Raw genomic sequence first — 17,370 nt, 5'->3', positions numbered from 1 at the left:
TGTCACCTCCCTTCGGTCGTCGGATCGGTCTGGTCGCCCCCGGAACGCCGGGGGAGTCGTGGGGCGCCCGGTGCGGGCGCGAGGAAGGGCAGTCCGGCGGCGGCCTCGCCGTGGGCGGCGGCCACCGCGAGCAGCACACCGGCGGTGCCGGTGGCCAGGTCCATCGAGAGCCGGAGCAGCTGCTCGCCGGGGAACGCGACCCCGTCGGCGTACGGCAGCGCGTGCCAGGCCAGCCGGCGTACCTGGGCCGGCAGCGCATCCGGCTCGTCGCCGGCGGTGCTGGTCGCGGCCAGGTAGGCGATGATGCCGGCCCGGCCGGCGAAGAGCCCGGTCTGGGCGTAGAAGGGCGACCGGGCGGCCCGCCGGATGCCCACCGTGGCGGTCCGGAACTGCTCGTCGTCCTGGTGCCGTAGGTACCGTTCGAGCACCAGACCGATCCCGACGCTGCCCTCGGCGAGGTACGGCATGGTGCGCCAGCCCTCGTTGACCTCCAGCGCCCCGTCCGGGCGGACCACACAGCGGCGCAGGTCCTGGCGCAGCGCGGTGGCCGCGTGTGCCAGCAGCGTCCGGTCTCCGCTGGCCTCGTAGAGCCGCAGCAGCAGCAAGGCCGGCCCGGTCCGGCCGCGCAGCAGCCCGGCGTACGGGTTCCGGCCGCCGCTGATCTCGCCGCCCGGGTCGACGGCGACCTGTTCGACGAGGCGCTCGGCGACCCGCCAGGCCTCCTCACGCAGCCGCGTCTCGCCAGTCCGTTCGGCCAGGTGCAGCAGGTTCAGTCCGATCCCGGCCAGCCCGCCGCGCAGGCTGTGGTCGAGGTCCTGCCAGGGTTGGCGCAGGCAGATGTCCAGCACGTCCAGTGCGCCCTGCCGACGCCCCAACCCGTCCAGGGCGTAGGCGACCCCGTGCAGCCCGTCGTAGAAGCCGCACCGGGTGCCGGAGACCGGCGACGTGGCCCGCCGCAGCAGCCACTGCTCGTGCTCCGGCCACTGCCCGGCACCACTGACGGCCAGGGCGTGCAGCACCCCGGCGGCACCGTGGGCGAGGTTGAGGCCACCGCTGCGGAACTGCTCGATGTCGCCGGGGAAGAGTCGCTCGTCGCGTTGCGGGGTGGCGCTGGTCAGGAGCGCCGAGGCCAGGCAAGCCCGCAGCGCGTCCCACCGGTGTGGGCGGTAGTCCGGCGCGGTCATCCCGGTCACCGGCGCGGCCTCCGAGGTCGCCGGGCTGCCGGTGATCTCCTGGACCGCCGGGGTGAGCCAGTCCCGGGACACCGGGAAGGCCTCGGCGATCACATCGGCCAACTGCGCGGCCTTGGTCGTCTCCAGCCGCACGAGCTGGGTCAGCGGCAGGAACAACGCCAGCCGCAGGCAGGCCAGGGCGTACCGGTCGACGGCCGGCCCGGTGCGGTCCCGGGGGGCGGCGAAGCCCTGGTTGCGCAGGCCCGGCCGGCGGTGGCCGTCGATCGGGGCGGCCACCTCGAAGTCGACGAGCGCGACGGTGTCGTCCGGCCGGATCATCACGTTGAACAGGTGCAGGTCGCCGTAGACCAACCCGCGGGCGTGGATCTCCTCGATCACCGTCTCGACCTGGGCGTGGACGCTGCGGGCCCAGTCGGCGTAGGTGGCCCGGTCCGCGTCGGTGGCGTCCGCGTCGATGAGCGGGTACCGCTCGACGATCTCCTTGTTCAACGCCCGGCCCTCGATGAACTCCAGGGCCAGGAAGTGGTGGTCGCTGAAGACGAACTCGTCGTGCACCCGGGGCACCTGCGGCAGGTCGGCCAGGCGACGCAGGTTGTCCGCCTCGCGGTGCAGCCGGGCCACCGCGTCGGCGCCGTCGGCGTCCAGCCCGGCGTGCGGACGGGCCTCCTTGAGCACCACCTGGGTGTCGCTGCGCAGGTCCCGGCCGACGTAGAGGCCGCCACCGTTGGAGAAGTGGATGACCTTCTCGATCCGGTACGGCAGCTCGTCGGTACGGGAGCCGTTGCGGGCGGCCAGGTGCGGCGCGAGGAAGTCGGGCAGCGTCACCCAGGACGGCACGTGGAACACCGGGTCCCGGCGGTCCGGGACCAGGGTGCCGCTGTCGTCGGCGATCGCGGGCACCACCTGACCCTCGTCGGACTGGCAGTACCGGGCGGCGAAGCCGCCGTAGCGCACGTACACCGGACCGGCGTGGTAGCGCAGGTCGCTGAGGATGTACGGGCCGTCCTGGCCGGCGAGCAGCTCGTCGAGCTCCTTGCAGGTCAGCTCCAGCTCCGCCTCGTCGCGTGGGTAGACGGTGACGAACTTGCCGCTGGCGCCCCGGGCGGCGTACTTGGAGTTGCGCATCAGCAGGGTGCGCGGTCCACGTAGGAACTTGAACGCCAGGCCCCGGGGGACGCAGTAGTCCCAGACCGCCGCGAGCACCTCGTCGGCGTTGGTCAGGGTGGCCGACACGTGGATCTTCCAGCCCTGCTCGGGCAGCGTGCCGTCGACCGGGGCGTAGATCAGCCAGTCGCCGGTCGGCTCGCTCTGCCAGCCCTCGGGCAGCGGCCGGGCGGCGGTGGGGAAGCCGGGCTGGGTCGTCACGCTGCCGAGCGAGTCGTAGAACAGCGGGTCTGCGGCGCAGTAGCTGTCGTAGCGCTCGTCCACCTGGCACCTCCCCTTCGCTGAGCCGCCGGCCTGTCGTCCCGGCGAAGGAAAGTCTCGTCAATGGGACCGACCACCTCCAGTGCGGTTAGTCATGACAAGCGGGTGCGTGCCGCACGCTAGTTCGTGACAGATGTAACGTTTGGACCGCGCGATCGGCCACCTGTCGCGGTGCGGTCGGTCAGCCTGGCGCAGGCGGTCGGTCAGTCGCCGGGGTCTGGTCGGCGGAGGCGGACGGCTCAGCCGGTCGACGCGTCGAGATACACCCAGCGTCCGTCCTCCCGGACGAACCGGCTGCGCTCGTGCAGCGTGCCGGTGCGGCCGGCCGTGCGGTAGTGGGCCCGGAACTCGACCGTGCCGGTGCTGTCCAGCAGGCCGCCGCGCTCGCGGTCCAGCACCTCCAGCCGCAACCACCGTTGGGCGGGGTCGAGGCTCAGCCCGGTCGGGCGGGTCGAGGAGTGCCAGCTGCGCAGCAGGTGGTCCCGGTGGCCGACGGCGAAGGCACTGAACCGGGAGCGCATCAGTTGCTCGGCGGTGGCGGCGTGCGCCTCACCCCGGTGCAACGGTCGACAGCACCGGCCGTACGTCGTGCCGGAGCCGCACGCGCAGGGCCGGACCGACTCGCCACCCACCGCCCGGTGGGCCCCCCGTTTCGCCACCTGACCATTGTCCCCACCGGTGAACGCCCACCCCACCGGGGGTGCACCGACCGACCCCACCCGCGCTCGGCGCGACCCGCCGGTGACCCGGGCCGCAGTCGGCGGTCCGGGCCGCGCGGTGGCCGCGCCCGCAGTCGGCGGTCCCGGCCGGTGGGTTCAGCCGATCCGGGTGGCGAAGACGACGGTGTTGTCCAGGTAGGCGCGGCGGGCGTCGTCGAAGCGGCCGCCGCAGGTGAGCAGCCGCAGCCGGGCGGTGCCGTCGCCGCCGTAGACCAGCGCGCTGGGAAACTGCTCCTTCGGGTACGACGCGACACCGTCCACGGTGAAGCGGGCGCTGCGCCCGTCGGCACGGGCCACCTCGACGGTGTCGCCCGGCCGGAGCTGACCGAGTCGGAAGAAGACCGCCGGGCCGGTCTGTCGGGAGTCGACGTGACCGACCAGCACCGCGTTGCCCGGCTCGCCGGGACTCACCCCGAGCCGGTACCAGCCGGCCACCGTCGGCCGGTCCAGCGGGGGTACCTCCAGTTGCCCGGCGGCGTCGGCGGCCACCGGAACCACCTGTGCGCGTACCCCGATCGCCGGGATGGTCACCCGGACCGGGGCGGCCCGGGGCAGTGCCGGCACGGCCGGTCCCGGCCGGTCGAGGGCCGGACCCGCCGGGCGGGCCGCCTCGGACGGCCCGGGTGGTCGGGCCGGTGCCAGGGTCAGGCCGGCGACGAGCAGTGCCACGCCGAGCACCCCGGCCAGCCCGAGCGCCAGCGGTCCCCAGTCGACCGGCTGCCCCGGGCGCCGGCTGGTCCCGGTGCGGTCGGCCGACCCGGTCGGTTCCGGAGGCCGGGCCCCGGGCGGGGGAGCGCAGCCGCTCACGGCTCACCTCCGTACGCGTCGACGGGTGCCCGCCCCGGCGAACCGGGACGGGCACCCGCGTCAGGGATGGGTCGGACTGCCCGGGCTCAGGTCGGCCCGGATGCGGGGCTCAGGCCGGTGTGGTGCGCTGCCGCCGGCGGCGGACCAGCAGCACCGTGCCGCCGGTCGCCGCCGCCACCAGCACCCCGCCCGCCGCGATCAGCTCCGGCGCGCCGCCACCGCCACCGTCTCCGGCCGGGGCGCCCCCGATCGGGGTGACGGTGAAGGTCGCGCTGCCTGCGTCGCTGCCGTCGCCGCAGGTGGAGGTGACCGTGTAGCTGCCCAGGGTGAAGCCGGCGGTGAAGAGTTCCGCGCTCAGGCCGCCGCCGGCGGCGGCCGTGGTGGAGCGGACGTTCTGGTCCCGGTCCGGGCCGGTGACCCGGAAGATCGCGTCGCCGCTCTTGGGATTGCAGGAGCTGGTCAGCACGACCGTCCCGCCTACCGGTGTGGTCGCCGGTGACACGGTGGTGTCGGCGAGCGCGGCGGCCGGGAGGAGCACCGTGCCGAGTCCCACGCCGAGCGCCGCCGCTACGGGTAGTGTCTTCGTCTTCATACGCGTGTTCCCTCACTTTTCGTCCGCTGACTGCGTGGGACGTCGTTCGGGTGGCCAACTCCGTGACGAGCACCGGTGTGCCCAACACTAGGGCGGTTGGGTCCTCCATCCGGTGAAAATGAGAAATCTTCGTTGCCGTCCCGTGTTCACCCCGGCACGTCCCGGTACGCCGCCGCCGGCATCGGGCGGGCGGTGTGGCAGCCTCAGGAAGGTGAGCGTCACCTCTGTCCCGGACGTCGACCTCGCCCTGGTGGGCGGGGGCGGTGCGGCGTCGCTCGTGCTGGCCGCCCTGGACCGCCACCGGGTCCGCGGCCTGCGGGTGGCCGTGGTCGACCCGGTGCACAAGCGTGGCCAGGACCGCACCTGGGCCTTCTGGGGCACACCCGACGACGACCTGGACCCACTGCTCAGCGCGAGCTGGGACCGGGTCGAGGTGACCACCCCGGCCGGCCGCCGGCTGCTCTACCTCACCCCGCTGCGGTACGCGATGCTGCGCTCCGCCCCGCTCTACGCCCGCGCCGCCGAGGCCGAGCGGCGGCTGGCGGCCATCCGGATCGGCGCGGCCGTCGGCCGGCTCGACGACGACGGGCAGCGGGTACGGGTGAACGCCCCCGACGGGCAGCCGCTGCTGCGGGCCCGGTGGGTGCTGGACTCCCGTCCCCGCCCACCGGAGCGCGCCGGCCGGACCACCTGGCTGCAGCACTTCCGGGGCTGGTGGGTGGAGGCCGCCACGCCGGTCTTCGACCCCGACCGGGCGGTCCTGATGGACTTCCGCACCCGGCAACCGGCCCGGGGTGTCTCCTTCGGCTACGTGCTGCCGGTCGACAGCCGGTACGCCCTGATCGAGTACACCGAGTTCACCCCGGGCCTGCTCACCTCCGAGGCCTACGACCGGGCGCTGGCCGGGTACCGCGACCTGCTCGGGCTCGACCCGGCGACGCTGCGGGTGCGGGAGGTGGAGAACGGGGTGATCCCGATGACCGACGGCCCCTTCGTGGCCCGCCCCTCACCCCGGGTGGTCCGCCTCGGCACCGCCGGTGGCGCCACCCGGGGCTCCACCGGTTTCACCTTCTCCGCCATGCACCGCCAGGCCGAGCAGGTCGCCCGGGCCGTGGCCGCCGGCGGTCCACCGGTGCCCGCGCCCGCGTACCCGCGTCGGCACCGGTGGATGGACGCGGTCGCGCTGCGGGCCCTGGACGCCGGGACGGTCGGCGGGCCGGACTTCTTCGCCCGGCTCTTCGCCCGTAACCCGGCCGAGCGGGTGCTGCGGTTCCTCGACGGCACCAGCACCCCCGCCGAGGAACTGGCGGTGATGAGCACGACCAGGCTGTTGCCGATGGTCACCGCGACGGCCGGTGACGCCGCCGCCCGCCTGACGGCCCGGCTGCGCCCGGCCGTGCCGGCGGCGCCGGTGCCCGCGGCGGTCACCGCCGGCGTGGCACCCGACGTACGGCCCGGCCCAGACGTACGGCCCGGCCCAGACGTACGGCCCGGCCCAGACGTACGGCCGCGCTCAGACGCACGGCCCGGCCCAGACGCACGGCCCGGTTCACCGGACGGGCCGGGCCGGGCCACTCCGGCGCGCGGTGCGGCTGATCCGGGCGCGCACCGCCCGGCGGGCCACCGGGCCGAGGTCGTCGACGGCCTCGACCAGCACGGCCAGCTGCTCCAGGGCCCCGACCGCCCGGGTCGCGCCGACGGCGTCGACCCCCTCGTAGAGCTCCAGGCCGACGAAGCCGGCGGCGACCGCGCGGGCCAGCCCGGGGATGTCGGCCACCTCGGCCAACGGTGAGCCGGCCAGCAGCCGGACCAGCACCGGCTCGATCTCGTCCACCCACAGTTGCAGGGCCTCGGCGGTGGGCGCGGCCAGCCGGGGCTCGCTCTGCGCCCCGGCGAGCAGTTGGGCCAGCACCGAGACGTTGCCCAGCTCGCGTTCCGCCACGTGCAGGGCCTGCCCGACCGCCAGCAGCTCACGCAGCGAGCCCACCTCGGTGAACCGCTGCGCGTACCGGGCCACCCGCTGCGCGGTGCCGGCCCGGCAGGCCGCGCCGAGCAGCTCGTCGACGGTGCCGAAGTGGTAGAAGACCAGCGCCTGGTTCACCCCGGCCGCCGCGGCGATGGTCCGGGCGGAGATGCCGGCTATCCCGTGTTCGCGCAGCGCGGTGAGGGTGCCGTCGAGCAGTCGCTGCTTGGTGTCGGACATGGGTCTCCTCGGACGCGCGCCGGATGGGGCGGTGCGATCATCGCATCGGTCACCAGCTGCGCCAGCCAGGCCGGGCCGGGCGGCCGCAGCAGCCAGCCGAGGTAGGCCCAGCCCCGCTGGAGATGGTCGAGTCCGTGGGCGACGGCGACCACCCCCCGTCCGATGTGGCCGTCGCCGCCCACGTACTCCGCCCGCCACAGCACCTGCCGGTGCCGGGCCGCCGGCCGCAGGCGCAGGCCGGTAGGTCGCCGGCAAAGCAGGAACCGGCCGGTCCGGGCGCACGGCCCGCAGCCGGCGTCCAGCCAGAGCCGGGCCGGCGGGTTACCCGGGTACGGCCGCCACCGGGGCCACCAGGGGCGCACCGCCCGCCGGTAGGCGCGCCACGACGTCCCGTACCGACGGTCGAGGTGATCGTGCTCGTGCGGGTCGGCGACCGCCGCGCCGACCGCCACGGCCAGCACCGCCGCCGCGGCCAACGCCCAACTGCCGGTCACCGCGAGCAGCGCCCCGGCGCGTCCGGCGCGGGAGGAGTCCGCCCGCGCCGCGGCGAGCAGCACCGGCACCACCAGGCAGAGGTAGCGGAGCAGGATCACGGCAGGGCCAGCATGTCCAGCAGGTGGCCGACGCCCCGGTGCATCAGGGCGTCCTGGAGCGGCCCGAAGTACCACGACGGGTCGAGTCCGCGCCGGTAGGCGACGGTCACGCGGACCTCGGTCTGTGCCGGGTCGACGGCCCGCCAGCTCAGGTCGGCCCGCTGCCAGTCGAGCCAGCGCCCGGTGATCGAGCTGTTGGTCACGAACCGCAAGCCGACCCGGCCCGGCCCGCTCCGGTCGACCTCGGCCAGCAGGTGTCCGCCGGGGCCGTGCGCCGAGCCGTGGTACGCGAACAGCCAGCGGTCGCCGTCGGCCAGCCCGTCCCCGGAGACCTGCTGCGGCATGGGCACCCGCAGCAGCCGCAGTGGCAGTGACCGGACCGGCACCGGACGGGGACCGGCGGCCAGCCGGGCGGCGACCTCGTCGGCCGGCAACGCGACCACCCGCACCACCTCGACCCGCTGATCGGGGGTGACCCGCCAACCCGTACCGGTGCCCTCGGTCGCGGTGACCAGCAGCAGCGGCAGCAGCACCAGCACGTGGGCCGATGAGTGGCGCCGGACGGCGTGGATCAGAGCGGTCGTGCCGTGCACCACCAGATACACCAGCGGGGCGGCGAGCAGTACGCAGATCGCGCCCTCGTGCAGCAGCACCGCGGCGAGCAGCAGGGCGACCGTGGTCAGCCCGAAGACCCGACCGTGCCCGGTCCGACCGGGCACGAGCGCCAGCGCCACCGCGAGGGTCACCGGCAGGCCGACGAAGAGCACGGCGCTGTCGGCCCGTCCGGTGTGGACGGTGACGAAGAACGAGAGCACGCCGACCATGCCGATGAGACCGGCCAGGATCCAGTTGGCGGCCGTCCGGGGTGGCCGGGAGCCGTCGGTGTCGGCCGCCGGGCCCGGGGCGAACAAGGCCCAGTCCAGGTCTTTCGGGGCGTCGTCGGAATTCGAGGTGAGATCGTCTCCGTGGCTACCGTCCACTGCGGCCTCCCTGGGTTGAGCGGATGCTCAAATCGGAGCGTAGTCGCTTTTGAGCGATCGCTCAAGTGGTCGGGTCTTGTGTAGATGTGTGCCGATGGGTAACGTTTCGCAACGACATGAATACGAGGAGTCGCTGCGGGAGGTGCCCCCGATGACCCGTTCCGTCGAGGCTGAATTGCCCGTGTGGCCGCCGGTGAACGCCGCCCGCGGCCCCTTCGCCCTGCTGGCCGAGGACGAGCAGGAGCGCTACGCCGCCCCGGTGACCCGGGTCCGGCTGCCCACCGGGGCCACTGCCTGGCTGGTCAGCCGGCACGCCGACGTGCGTCGCCTGCTGCGCCACCCGGCCTTCAGTTCCGACCTCACCCGGCCCGGCTTCCCCCTGCTGCGTCCCCTGCCGCCGCAGACCGCCGAGGACGGCAAGGGCTCGTTCATCCGGATGGACGGCGCCGAGCACAGTCGACTGAGGCGGATGCTCACCGCCGAGTTCATGATCAAGAATGTCCGGCGGATCGAGCCGCTGATCACGCAGACCGTCGACCGTTGCCTGGACGACCTCGCCGCCGTCGGTCCACCGGCCGACCTGGTGTCGACGTTCGCCCTGCCGCTGCCGTCGATGGTGATCTGCCACCTGCTCGGCGTGCCCTACGCCGACCACGACTTCTTCCAGGCCCACAGCCGCACCCTGCTCAGCCGCAACGAGCCGATGGAGCGGGTGCAGGCCGCCGTCCGGGAGCTGCAGAGCTACCTGCGGCAGTTGGCCCAGGAGCGGTTGGCCCACCCCGACGCCGCCGCCGACGACCTGCTCAGCCGCCTGGTCCGGGAACGGGTCGAGCCGGGGGAGTTGGAGCTCGACGAGCTGGTCGGCATGGCGCTGCTGCTGCTCATCGCCGGCCACGAGACGACCGCCAACATGCTCGGGTTGAGCGTCCTGCTGCTGACCCGGCGACCCGACCAGTTCGCCCTGCTGCGCGACGAGCCCGAACGCGTCGCCGATCTGGTCGAGGAGCTGCTGCGCTACCTCAGCATCGTGCGCACCGGACTGGCCCGGGTGGCCACCGAGGATGTGGAGATCGGCGGGCAGCTGATCCGAGCCGGTGAGGGGGTCATCGTGTTGATCGCCCTGGCCAACCGGGACACCGAGGTCTTCGACGACGCCGAGGGGTTCGACCCGTACCGCCAGGCACACCAGCACCTGGCCTTCGGCTTCGGTGTGCACCAGTGCATCGGTCAGCCGCTGGCCCGCGCCGAGCTGCGGCTGGCCCTGGTGGGGCTGGCCCGGCGCTTCCCCGACCTGCGGGTGACCGCCGAGCCGGAACAACTGCCGATCCGGGACAACGCGGTGGTTTTCGGCCTCGACGTGCTTCCGGTCAGCTGGTGAGCGCCGACCGGCCGGCCCCGCCGGAGACGACGGTGCGCCTGCGGGTGGACCGGGACGTCTGCTGCGGCTCCGGCAACTGCGTGCTCACCGCCCCGGAGGTCTTCGAACAGGACGACACCGACGGTCTGGTGCTGCTGCGGGTGGCCGAGCCGGCACCGCAGAGCGTCGAGCGGGTCCGTCGCGCCGTCGACCTCTGCCCGGCCGGCGCGATCCACCTGGACTGAGTCCGCCGGTCCGTGGTGCCACCCGATCGGGGCCACGGACCGGCGGGACGCCGGGCGTCAGGTCTGTTCCTCCAGCATCGGGTCCTCGGTGCCGGAGACCGCCGCCACGTCGTATCCGGCCCGGCTGGTCTCCCGCGTGGGCCGGGCCTGCTCGGCCGGCAGGTCGGCGAAGTCGTCACCGGGTGGCGCGGCGGGTCGGGGTGAGCGGCAGCGCTGACCAGTGTGCGGGCCGGGACAGCGACGCCGGCAGCCGGGTGCGCAGGTCACCCCGGGCCGCGTCGAGCTGGGCGCGGTGCAGGAAGAGCGTGCGCCGCAGGTCCGCCCCGCGCAGGTCGGCGCCGCGCAGGTCGGCCCCGGTGACGTCGGCCCGGGTGAGGTCAACGCCGCGCAGGTCCGCCCCGACCAGCACCGCGCCCCGCAGGTTGGCCCCGACCAGGCGTACCCGGCGCAGGTCGACCCCGACCAGCTGCGCGCCGCGCCGGTCGGCCCCGCCGCGACCACGCAGCAGTTCGCTGGCGCGCGACAGCAGCACGTTGACCGTGGCCCGGTGGGCGTCGACGTCCAGCGCCAGCAGCTCCGCCGGGCTCGCGTCGGTGTGCCGGAGGGTCTCCGCCACCGCGCGCCGCAGTTGGCCGCGTAGCGGCTCGGTCGGGCCCAGCGCCACCGCCTCGGTCAGGTACCACAGCAGCTCGTGCAGGTGCCGCTGCACGGCGAAGGTGTCGAACATCTGCGCCGCCGACCGCGGCTGGTCGCGCCAGCTCCGCCCACCGTAGGTGACCTGGGAGACCTGCTGGCCGGCGCCGAAGCAGTCGAAGACCGTGCACCCGGCGAAGCCCCGGTCACGCAGCTGCCCGTGGATGCCGCACCGGAAGTCACCGGCCAGGTGGGCACAGGGCCGCCCGGCGGGTTTGTCCAGGGCGAAGTCGGCCGAGGCGGCGAAGGCCGGTGCGACGCAGCAGAGCGCGAAGCACCGGAAACAGTCCGCCCGCAACTGGCGGGGGGTCTCCGACACGTGGGACGGCCTCCTCGTGCTCGTCGGGGTCCGGGGCGGGTGCCCCTGCCGGGGCGGCTCCCGCACTCAGGGCCGATCCCTCAGCCGGGTCGGCTCCCTCAGCGGGACGCGGGGCCACCCTCGCCGATCAACCGGGCGTCGGCCGCCGCCTGGCCGGCCGGGTCACCGACCTCCTCGCCGAGGTCCGCCGCGTCGGTCCACCGCCGGCGGGCCTCGGTGTGGTCGCCCAGCGCCGCCGCCGCGTCGCCCAGATAGAGCAGGGTACGCCCCAGCCCCGCCGTCGGGCGTCGCGAGTCCCGCAGCCGGTGGCTCTCGGCCAGCAGCTCGTACGCCTCCCGCGCCTGCCCGGGGACGCTGGTCAGCAGGGTCGCGCCGGCGTTGAGCAGCGCGGTGGCGCGGGTGGCGGGGTCGGCCACCGACTCGTACTCCCGCAGCGCCGCCTGCCCGGCCTGCGCGGCGTCGAGGTGCTCACCGAGACCGGCGTGCACCAGCACCAGGTTGGTCAGGGCCGCCGCGTAGCCCCGGGCGTCGCCGAGCAGCCTGAACGTGTTGGCCGCCCGGACCAGGTGCCGGTGGGCGGTCTCCAGCTCGCCCCGGGCCAGCCGGGCCGCGCCCAGCCCCAGGTCGGTCAGGGCGATCCCGGCCCGGTCGGCGGCGGAGCGGTGCCGGCGGGACAACTCCAGGTGCTCCACCGCGTCGTCGACCTGCCCGAGGTCCAGCAGGGCCAGACCGAGGTTCATCCGGGCCTGCGCGGTGCCCCGCCGACCACGTTCGGCGACCGCCAGGGTGAGCGCCGCCGCCGCACCCTGCGGGTCGTGCCGCCGGCGCCGGAGCACCCCCAGCTCGTTGTGCGCCCAGCCGGCGATCTCCGGCCGGTCGCCGGCGGTCGGCATGTCCAGCACGATCCGGCACACCTCGGCCCACTCGTCGAGCCGGTCGGCGTGGGCCAGCCAGCCGCAGAGCGCCACCGCCAGCCGGAACCACCACCGGCGGATCCGTCGGGGCAGCGTCTCGGCCGCTCCGGCCGGCACCTTGACCACCGCGAGCAGCAGGTCCTGGTGCAGGTCGAACCAGCCCGCCGGATCGTCCTCCAGGGGCAGCGACCGCCCCCGGTTCAGCAACGAGACGGTGACCGCCAGGTTCGCCGCGTGCCGTTCGGCCCGTCGGGCCAGGTGCCGGGTCAGCCGGGCCTGCGCGGCGACCCGCGCGGCGACCGGCTCGGCCTCGCGCAGGTGCAGTCGGGCGTACGGGGCCAGCAGCGGACGCACCTCGTACCGGTCACCGGCGGCACCGACCACGAACGCCGCCGCGGCCAGCTCGTCGAGGAGCGTGGCCACGTCGGTCCAGCGTCGTCCGGCCAGGGCCGCGAGCGTCGGCCGGTCCAACGGCACCGGGCTGAGCGACATCAGCCGGTACAGTCGCCGGGCCCGCGCCGACAGCGCGTGGTAGGCGGTGTCCCGGTCGGTGACCAACCGGGCCGCCGGGGAGACCGGTACCCGCTGGTGCGGCGCGGTCTCGACCGCCCGGCGCAGGGTGTCCCGCACGTCGGAGTAGCGCCAACCGTGCTGGGCGGTCCGGTAGCCCAGGGCCCGGACGGTGCGCGGTTGCCGCCCGCACACCTCGACGATCTCGCGTACCGCCGGGTCGGTGCGCGGGTCGGGCCGGTGGACCCGGGGCGTCGGCGCGGTGCCACCGGCGGCGGCGAACAGCTCCACCGCGTCGGCGGTGTCCGGCTCGGCGAGCCAGTACGCCACCAGCCCCTCCAGCGAGGCCAGCGCCGGACCACCGGCGAGCAGCAGCCGACACGTCCTGGCGGCCGGGGGAAGCAGCGGGCGTACCTGCGCCGCCCGGTCCACGTTGTCCAGTACCAGCAGGATCTGCCGGCCGTCGAGCTGCCGGCGCAACTCGTCGGCGGCCTCGTCCAGATCGTCGGCCCGACCCGACGCCGGTGGCGTGGTGCCCAGGATGCGGGCCAGCGCGGTGAGCACCTCCCGGGCCGAGCGGGGCCGCCCGCCCCGGCGCAGGTCCACGTAGTAGTGGCCGTCGGGGAACCGGTCCCGGCACAGGTTGGCCGCCTGCACGGCGCAGGACGAGGTACCCGCCGCCCGCCGCCCGACCACGGCCACCGCGTGCTCGCGTAGCAGTGCCGCCACGATGGCCCCGGTCTGCTCGGCCCGGCCGGTGAAGCCGGCCGGATAGGGCAGGGAGGGCGCGCCGGTGGCCGGCGTGACCAGGTCCGTCGGCTCGGCGGCCGGCTCCCGCTCGACCCGCCGCCGGCGGATCTCGACCACCACGGAGGCGACCGCACCGACCACCGCCAGCACGATGCTGGCCGGCCCGAGCATCGTGTCGGCCAGCCCGGCGAGCAGGTTGCTGGCCACGTTGCCCAGCACCCCGCCGACCAGGGTGAGGACCGCCACCGCGGCCGGCCAGCGGGGCGTCCGGGGACCGGTCACCGCACACCACCGGCGACCAGGCCCACGACGAGCTGCCGACGGGCCAGCACGACCAGCACCACCGGCAGGATCGAGGCGAGCACCGAGCCGGCCGTCAACACGCCGCTGTTGGCCACGAAGTGCCGGGTCTGGCCGTGCAGGAACAACCCCAGCGGTGCGGCGTCGGCGCCGCTGAACAGCAACCCGACCACCAGGTCGTTCCACACCTGGACGAACTCCAGCACACAGACCGCGACCACCGCCGGCCGGTTGTGCCGGGCCAACCGCGCCACCGTGCCCCACCAGTGCCGACCACCGAGCCGGGCGTCGCGGACCTGGTCGGCCGGCAGGTCGGCGAAGGCGTTGCGCAGCACCAACACCGCGAAGGGCAGACCCAACGCGATGTGCACCAGGGCCAGGCCTCGGGCGGTGCCGGAGGAGAGGACCGCGCCGAGGACCTCGTTGACCGGGCCGGCGACCACCTGCACCGGGACCACCACCGCGGCCATCAGCAGCAACCCGGTGAACTGGGCGGCCGGCCCGGTCAACCAGGCCAACGGGTACGCCGCCAGCAGCGCCACCCCGAGCACCGTCGCGGTCACCACGGTCGCGAGGGCCAGGGTGAACAGCAGGCTGTGCCACAGTTCCGCGCCGGACAGCACGGTGGCGTAGGAGTCCACGCTCGGCGGGGCGGACCACCATCCCGCCGCGGCGTCGACCGGGGCGTGCAGGGACGTCACGACCAGCGTCGCCAACGGCACCAACCAGACGATCGCGGCGCCCGCGGCGACCAGGCGGGGTAACCGGCGCGCCGGTGCCGGCGGCGGATCGTCCGGCGGCGGGTCGACGTGCCGGGGCGGGGGCCAGGCCTGCCGGACGAAGAGCGCGGCCACCAGCATCCCGACGGCCACGGCCGCCAGCCAGATCACCCCGAGCGCGGCTCCCTCGCCGGTGGTGGTGCCGCCGGAGGTCTGCCAGACCCGCACCGCGAGCACCGCGGCGTCGTCGCGCACCGATCCGGGCACCATGATCAGGATCAGGTCGAAGGTGCGGCTGGTGCCGAGCGCCACCAGGGCGAAGACCACCGCCACGGTACGCAGCAGCAACGGCCGCCACTGCGCGTCCCAGAACACGTCGCGCCGGCTGCCGCCGTAGGCCCGGACGGCGTCGGCCAGACTGGGCGGCACCGCGTCCAGCGCGGCCCGGAACACCACCACCGCCAGGCCCACCCAGGCCCAGACGAACGCCGACATCAGGGCCACCGTCACCAGGCGGGGACCGAGCAGCAGCGGCGTCGTCTCCACCGACGCCCCGGTCAGTCGCGCGGCGAGCGAGGTGGCCAGTCCCCGGGTCGGGTCCGGGTCGTACATCAGCCGGAACGTCACCCCGGTGACCACCAGCGGGACACCGATCGGCAGCACCAGGATGAGCCGGACCAGTCGACCTGAGGCGGAACGGCCGGTCGCGGTGGCCAGCAGGTAACCCAGCGCCGTCACCACGGCGGGCACCACCAGGGCCCAGAGCAACGTGCGACCCACCACCGCCGGAGTGCCCGGCCCGGCCCAGGCCGTCCGGAAGTGGTCGGCGCCGACCCACCGGCCGTCGGTGGTGACGCTGGCGTGCAACGTCCGCAGCACCGGCCAGAGCAGCAGCCCACCCAGCAGCAGCCCCGCCGGCAGCAACAGCGCCGAGGTGGCGCCCGCCGCCGGGTACGCCCGGCCACGGCGTGGGGGACCCACGTCGTCGAGGACGGCGATCTCCCCGAGCACCGGGGGACGGATTCCCGGCGCGGCTGGCCTGCCGGGTGTCACCGCGCTGGCCCCGTCGCGCGGGCCGCCACGGCGAGCTGGCCGGTGGCCCGGCGGATCGCCTCGTCGGCGCGGATCCCGGTGGTGACGTCGGCGAAGAAGTCCTGCATGATCCGCCAGATGCCGACGCCGTCGGAACCGGTGAACGGGCCCGGCAGCTGGTCGGACAGGTCGAAGCGCGGGCTGGTCGCCGTCCGCAGCTGCTCGGCGAGCAGCTGCGTCTTCTGGTCGGGGTAGTCCTGTGTCGGCACGTTGACGTCCGGGGACAGGTAGCCGCCGGCACTGCGCCAGCGCTGGAACGACGACCGTCGGGTGAACCAGCGCACCAGGTCGGCCCCGGGGCCGGAGCCGGTGAAAGCGACGGCGACGTCCCCGCCGACCAGCAACGGCGCGGCGAGGGCCCAGGCGCCGGGGAACCGGAACGTCGCTGGCTCCTCGGTGCCGCGGCGGAACCGCTGCGCCACGCCGCCGGCGAAGTCCGCGCCGTAGACCAGCACCGCGCTGCGTCGGTGCACCACCTCGATCACCGACTCCTGGAACTGGGTGAGCAGGGCCCGCCGTCCGCCGCCGGGGAAGGCACCGGGGATGCTCCAGATCTCGGCGAGCCGGTCCAACGCGTCCCGTACCGGCGGGCCGGCCCAGTCGGCCTCGCCCCGGGCCAGGGCGTCGTACTCCCGGGGGGCGGTCACGTCGGCCAGGACGTTCTCGAACCAGTCGGTGAGCACCCAACCGTCGGCGGCGCCGACGGCCAACGGCGCGGGACCCGTGCCCGACCTGGCCAGCGTCCCCAGTTGCCGGCTGCGGGCGACCAACGCGTCCCAGGTGGTCGGGGGTTCGCTGGCCAGCACCGACGGGTAGTGCCAGAACAGCGACTTGTGGGCCGCCTTCACCCAGACCCCGTAGCGCCGGCCGTCGGGGGAGAGCAGATCGGTCAGCCCGCGCGGGGCCCGGTACCCGACGTCCGGGGTCACCTCGGCCAGCCAGCCGCGCCGGGCGTACTCGGTGACCAGGCCCGGGCGGGGCAGGATCGCCACGTCCGGGCTGGTGCCGGCGAGATAGCGGGCATTGAGAAACGCGTCGATGTCGTCGCCGGCGCTGGTCACCTGGGTCGGCAGCCCGGTGGCGGTGGTGTAGTCGGCCAGCACCGACTGGAACCGGGCCAGCTCGTCGGCGCTCCACACCACGGCCACCCGGACCGGCCGGGCCCCGCCCCGGCAGCCGGTGAACCCGACGGCGGTCGGGACCGAGGCCGCCGTGGCGGCGCGCAGCAGCGTGCGGCGGCGCACCCGCCCGGCCCGGTTCACCGGCCGGTCACCCCGGGCCGGTCGACCGGTCCGACCGAGACCAGGCGGCCGATCCCGGCGAGCACGCTCGGGTCGCCGGAGCAGACCAGCACGGCACTGCCGGCCGCTCCCGGCGGGGCGAGCCGGGGCAGCACGTCGGTGAGGCGTCCGATGCCGTCGTCGCCAGTGGGCAGGTCGATGACCAGCACCTCCGGCAGGCAGGCCGCCGCGCGGGCCAGGGCGACCCGGAACCGCTGGGCGTCGGAGAGCAGGTGTGGTCGCAGGTCCAACGTCGGGGAGAGCTCCAGCCGCTCGACGACGGTACGCACCCAGTCGTCGGCCACCGCGTGCACCCGCTCCCGCCGGCGTTGGCCGTACTCGATGTTGCGGCGCACGGTGAGCTGCGGCAACAGGGCGCCACCGGCGGGGACGTACCCGATCTGCCGGCGGGCCGGCGGCAGGTCGGTGACGTCCCGGTCGCCGACCCGGATCCGGCCGGCACACGGCGCGGCCAGGCCGGTCACCACCCGGGCCAGCGCGGTGCCCGCCCAGCCGGGGGCGGTCACGGCGGCGATCTCACCGGCGGCCACGTCCAGGCTCAGCGGGCCGGTGTCGGGCACGGCGACGAGCTCGCACAGCTGCAACATGGCCGCCACCTCCCCAGGTCGGCACCGTCGGCAACCAGGGTGGCACACGCCGGCAATCGTCGATGTCCGGA

Annotated in this window: 14 protein-coding genes and 1 pseudogene; 3 read left to right on the top strand and 12 right to left on the bottom strand. The window is 75.1% G+C overall.

The features are described from left to right. Nucleotides 1-2 precede the first annotated feature (2 nt). The 4 genes from lanKC to GA0070617_RS17285 form a co-directional block, all read right to left on the bottom strand. The gene (gene lanKC, locus GA0070617_RS17300) at nucleotides 3-2,621 is read right to left on the bottom strand and encodes a class III lanthionine synthetase LanKC (protein ID WP_091439117.1); all 2,619 of its coding nucleotides are present in this window, start codon (nucleotides 2,619-2,621) and stop codon (nucleotides 3-5) included. Between the two features lie 236 nt (nucleotides 2,622-2,857). Further along, a complete protein-coding gene (locus tag GA0070617_RS17295; RefSeq protein ID WP_229688585.1) occupies nucleotides 2,858-3,277 on the bottom strand; it encodes a YchJ family protein in 420 nt (139 codons plus the stop codon). A 156-nt stretch (nucleotides 3,278-3,433) separates the two neighbouring features. Then, entirely contained in the window at nucleotides 3,434-4,036 is a 603-nt protein-coding gene (locus tag GA0070617_RS17290) for a class F sortase (protein ID WP_091446578.1), read from the bottom strand. Between the two features lie 217 nt (nucleotides 4,037-4,253). After that, nucleotides 4,254-4,736, bottom strand: a complete 483-nt coding sequence (locus GA0070617_RS17285) for a hypothetical protein (protein ID WP_091439114.1) — start codon at nucleotides 4,734-4,736, stop codon at nucleotides 4,254-4,256. A 211-nt stretch (nucleotides 4,737-4,947) separates the two neighbouring features. Between GA0070617_RS17285 and GA0070617_RS17280 the strand changes: the two are divergent. Then, nucleotides 4,948-6,121: pseudogene (locus GA0070617_RS17280) on the top strand (lycopene cyclase family protein); the annotation flags it as partial. 164 nt (nucleotides 6,122-6,285) lie between these two features. On the opposite strand, the gene GA0070617_RS17275 reads toward GA0070617_RS17280, so the two are convergent. From GA0070617_RS17275 to GA0070617_RS17265, 3 genes are read right to left on the bottom strand one after another with little or no spacing between them, the layout of a single operon-like run. Then, nucleotides 6,286-6,939 (bottom strand): TetR/AcrR family transcriptional regulator, encoded by a 654-nt coding sequence (locus GA0070617_RS17275; RefSeq protein ID WP_091439109.1) that lies wholly within the window; start codon nucleotides 6,937-6,939, stop codon nucleotides 6,286-6,288. After that, the gene (locus tag GA0070617_RS17270) at nucleotides 6,876-7,532 is read right to left on the bottom strand and encodes a hypothetical protein (RefSeq protein WP_091439106.1); all 657 of its coding nucleotides are present in this window, start codon (nucleotides 7,530-7,532) and stop codon (nucleotides 6,876-6,878) included. The genes GA0070617_RS17275 and GA0070617_RS17270 overlap by 64 nt, the downstream gene beginning before the upstream one ends. Continuing rightward, nucleotides 7,529-8,356 carry a hypothetical protein gene (locus tag GA0070617_RS17265; RefSeq protein ID WP_229688592.1) on the bottom strand — a complete coding sequence of 276 codons (828 nt, stop codon included), beginning with the start codon at nucleotides 8,354-8,356 and terminating at the stop codon, nucleotides 7,529-7,531. The genes GA0070617_RS17270 and GA0070617_RS17265 overlap by 4 nt, the downstream gene beginning before the upstream one ends. Nucleotides 8,357-8,663: 307 nt before the next feature. Here GA0070617_RS17265 and GA0070617_RS17260 point away from each other — a divergent pair, with 307 nt between their 5' ends. Together GA0070617_RS17260 and GA0070617_RS17255 are read left to right on the top strand one after the other, a co-directional pair. Beyond that, nucleotides 8,664-9,890, top strand: coding sequence for a cytochrome P450 (locus GA0070617_RS17260; RefSeq protein WP_091439102.1), 1,227 nt, complete (start codon nucleotides 8,664-8,666; stop codon nucleotides 9,888-9,890). Beyond that, entirely contained in the window at nucleotides 9,887-10,114 is a 228-nt protein-coding gene (locus tag GA0070617_RS17255) for a ferredoxin (RefSeq protein WP_229688587.1), read from the top strand. Before GA0070617_RS17260 ends, GA0070617_RS17255 begins: the two co-directional genes overlap by 4 nt. A 175-nt stretch (nucleotides 10,115-10,289) precedes the next feature. On the opposite strand, the gene GA0070617_RS17245 is transcribed toward GA0070617_RS17255, so the two are convergent. The 5 genes from GA0070617_RS17245 to GA0070617_RS30640 all read right to left on the bottom strand — a co-directional run bounded on the left by GA0070617_RS17245 (nucleotide 10,290) and on the right by GA0070617_RS30640 (nucleotide 17,299). Beyond that, nucleotides 10,290-11,126 (bottom strand): pentapeptide repeat-containing protein, encoded by an 837-nt coding sequence (locus GA0070617_RS17245; protein WP_091439096.1) that lies wholly within the window; start codon nucleotides 11,124-11,126, stop codon nucleotides 10,290-10,292. Between the two features lie 98 nt (nucleotides 11,127-11,224). Next, complete coding sequence (locus tag GA0070617_RS17240; protein WP_091439092.1) at nucleotides 11,225-13,582, bottom strand: tetratricopeptide repeat protein; 2,358 nt, start codon at nucleotides 13,580-13,582, stop codon at nucleotides 11,225-11,227. Further along, entirely contained in the window at nucleotides 13,579-15,330 is a 1,752-nt protein-coding gene (locus GA0070617_RS17235) for an ABC transporter permease (protein WP_091439086.1), read from the bottom strand. The genes GA0070617_RS17240 and GA0070617_RS17235 overlap by 4 nt, the downstream gene beginning before the upstream one ends. Nucleotides 15,331-15,368: 38 nt before the next feature. After that, entirely contained in the window at nucleotides 15,369-16,673 is a 1,305-nt protein-coding gene (locus GA0070617_RS17230) for an extracellular solute-binding protein (protein WP_091439083.1), read from the bottom strand. Beyond that, nucleotides 16,670-17,299 carry an ATP-binding cassette domain-containing protein gene (locus GA0070617_RS30640; RefSeq protein WP_175440566.1) on the bottom strand — a complete coding sequence of 210 codons (630 nt, stop codon included), beginning with the start codon at nucleotides 17,297-17,299 and terminating at the stop codon, nucleotides 16,670-16,672. The genes GA0070617_RS17230 and GA0070617_RS30640 overlap by 4 nt, the downstream gene beginning before the upstream one ends. Nucleotides 17,300-17,370 lie beyond the last annotated feature (71 nt).

This window comes from Micromonospora yangpuensis (genome assembly GCF_900091615.1).
Taxonomy (GTDB): Bacteria; Actinomycetota; Actinomycetes; order Mycobacteriales; family Micromonosporaceae; genus Micromonospora; species Micromonospora yangpuensis.
Note: the sequence above shows the minus strand (reverse complement) of the source record. Positions and strands in the feature narration are given on the sequence as shown.

Bases quoted from the DNA above. Each gene is read 5' to 3' on its own strand.
- GA0070617_RS17275 (WP_091439109.1), bottom strand. From the start codon at position 6,939: ATGTCCGACACCAAGCAGCGACTGCTCGACGGCACCCTCACCGCGCTG.
- GA0070617_RS17265 (WP_229688592.1), bottom strand. From the start codon at position 8,356: ATGGTCGGCGTGCTCTCGTTCTTCGTCACCGTCCACACCGGACGGGCC.
- GA0070617_RS17260 (WP_091439102.1), top strand. From the start codon at position 8,664: ATGACCCGTTCCGTCGAGGCTGAATTGCCCGTGTGGCCGCCGGTGAAC.
- GA0070617_RS30640 (WP_175440566.1), bottom strand. From the start codon at position 17,299: ATGTTGCAGCTGTGCGAGCTCGTCGCCGTGCCCGACACCGGCCCGCTG.
- GA0070617_RS17285 (WP_091439114.1), bottom strand. From the start codon at position 4,736: ATGAAGACGAAGACACTACCCGTAGCGGCGGCGCTCGGCGTGGGACTC.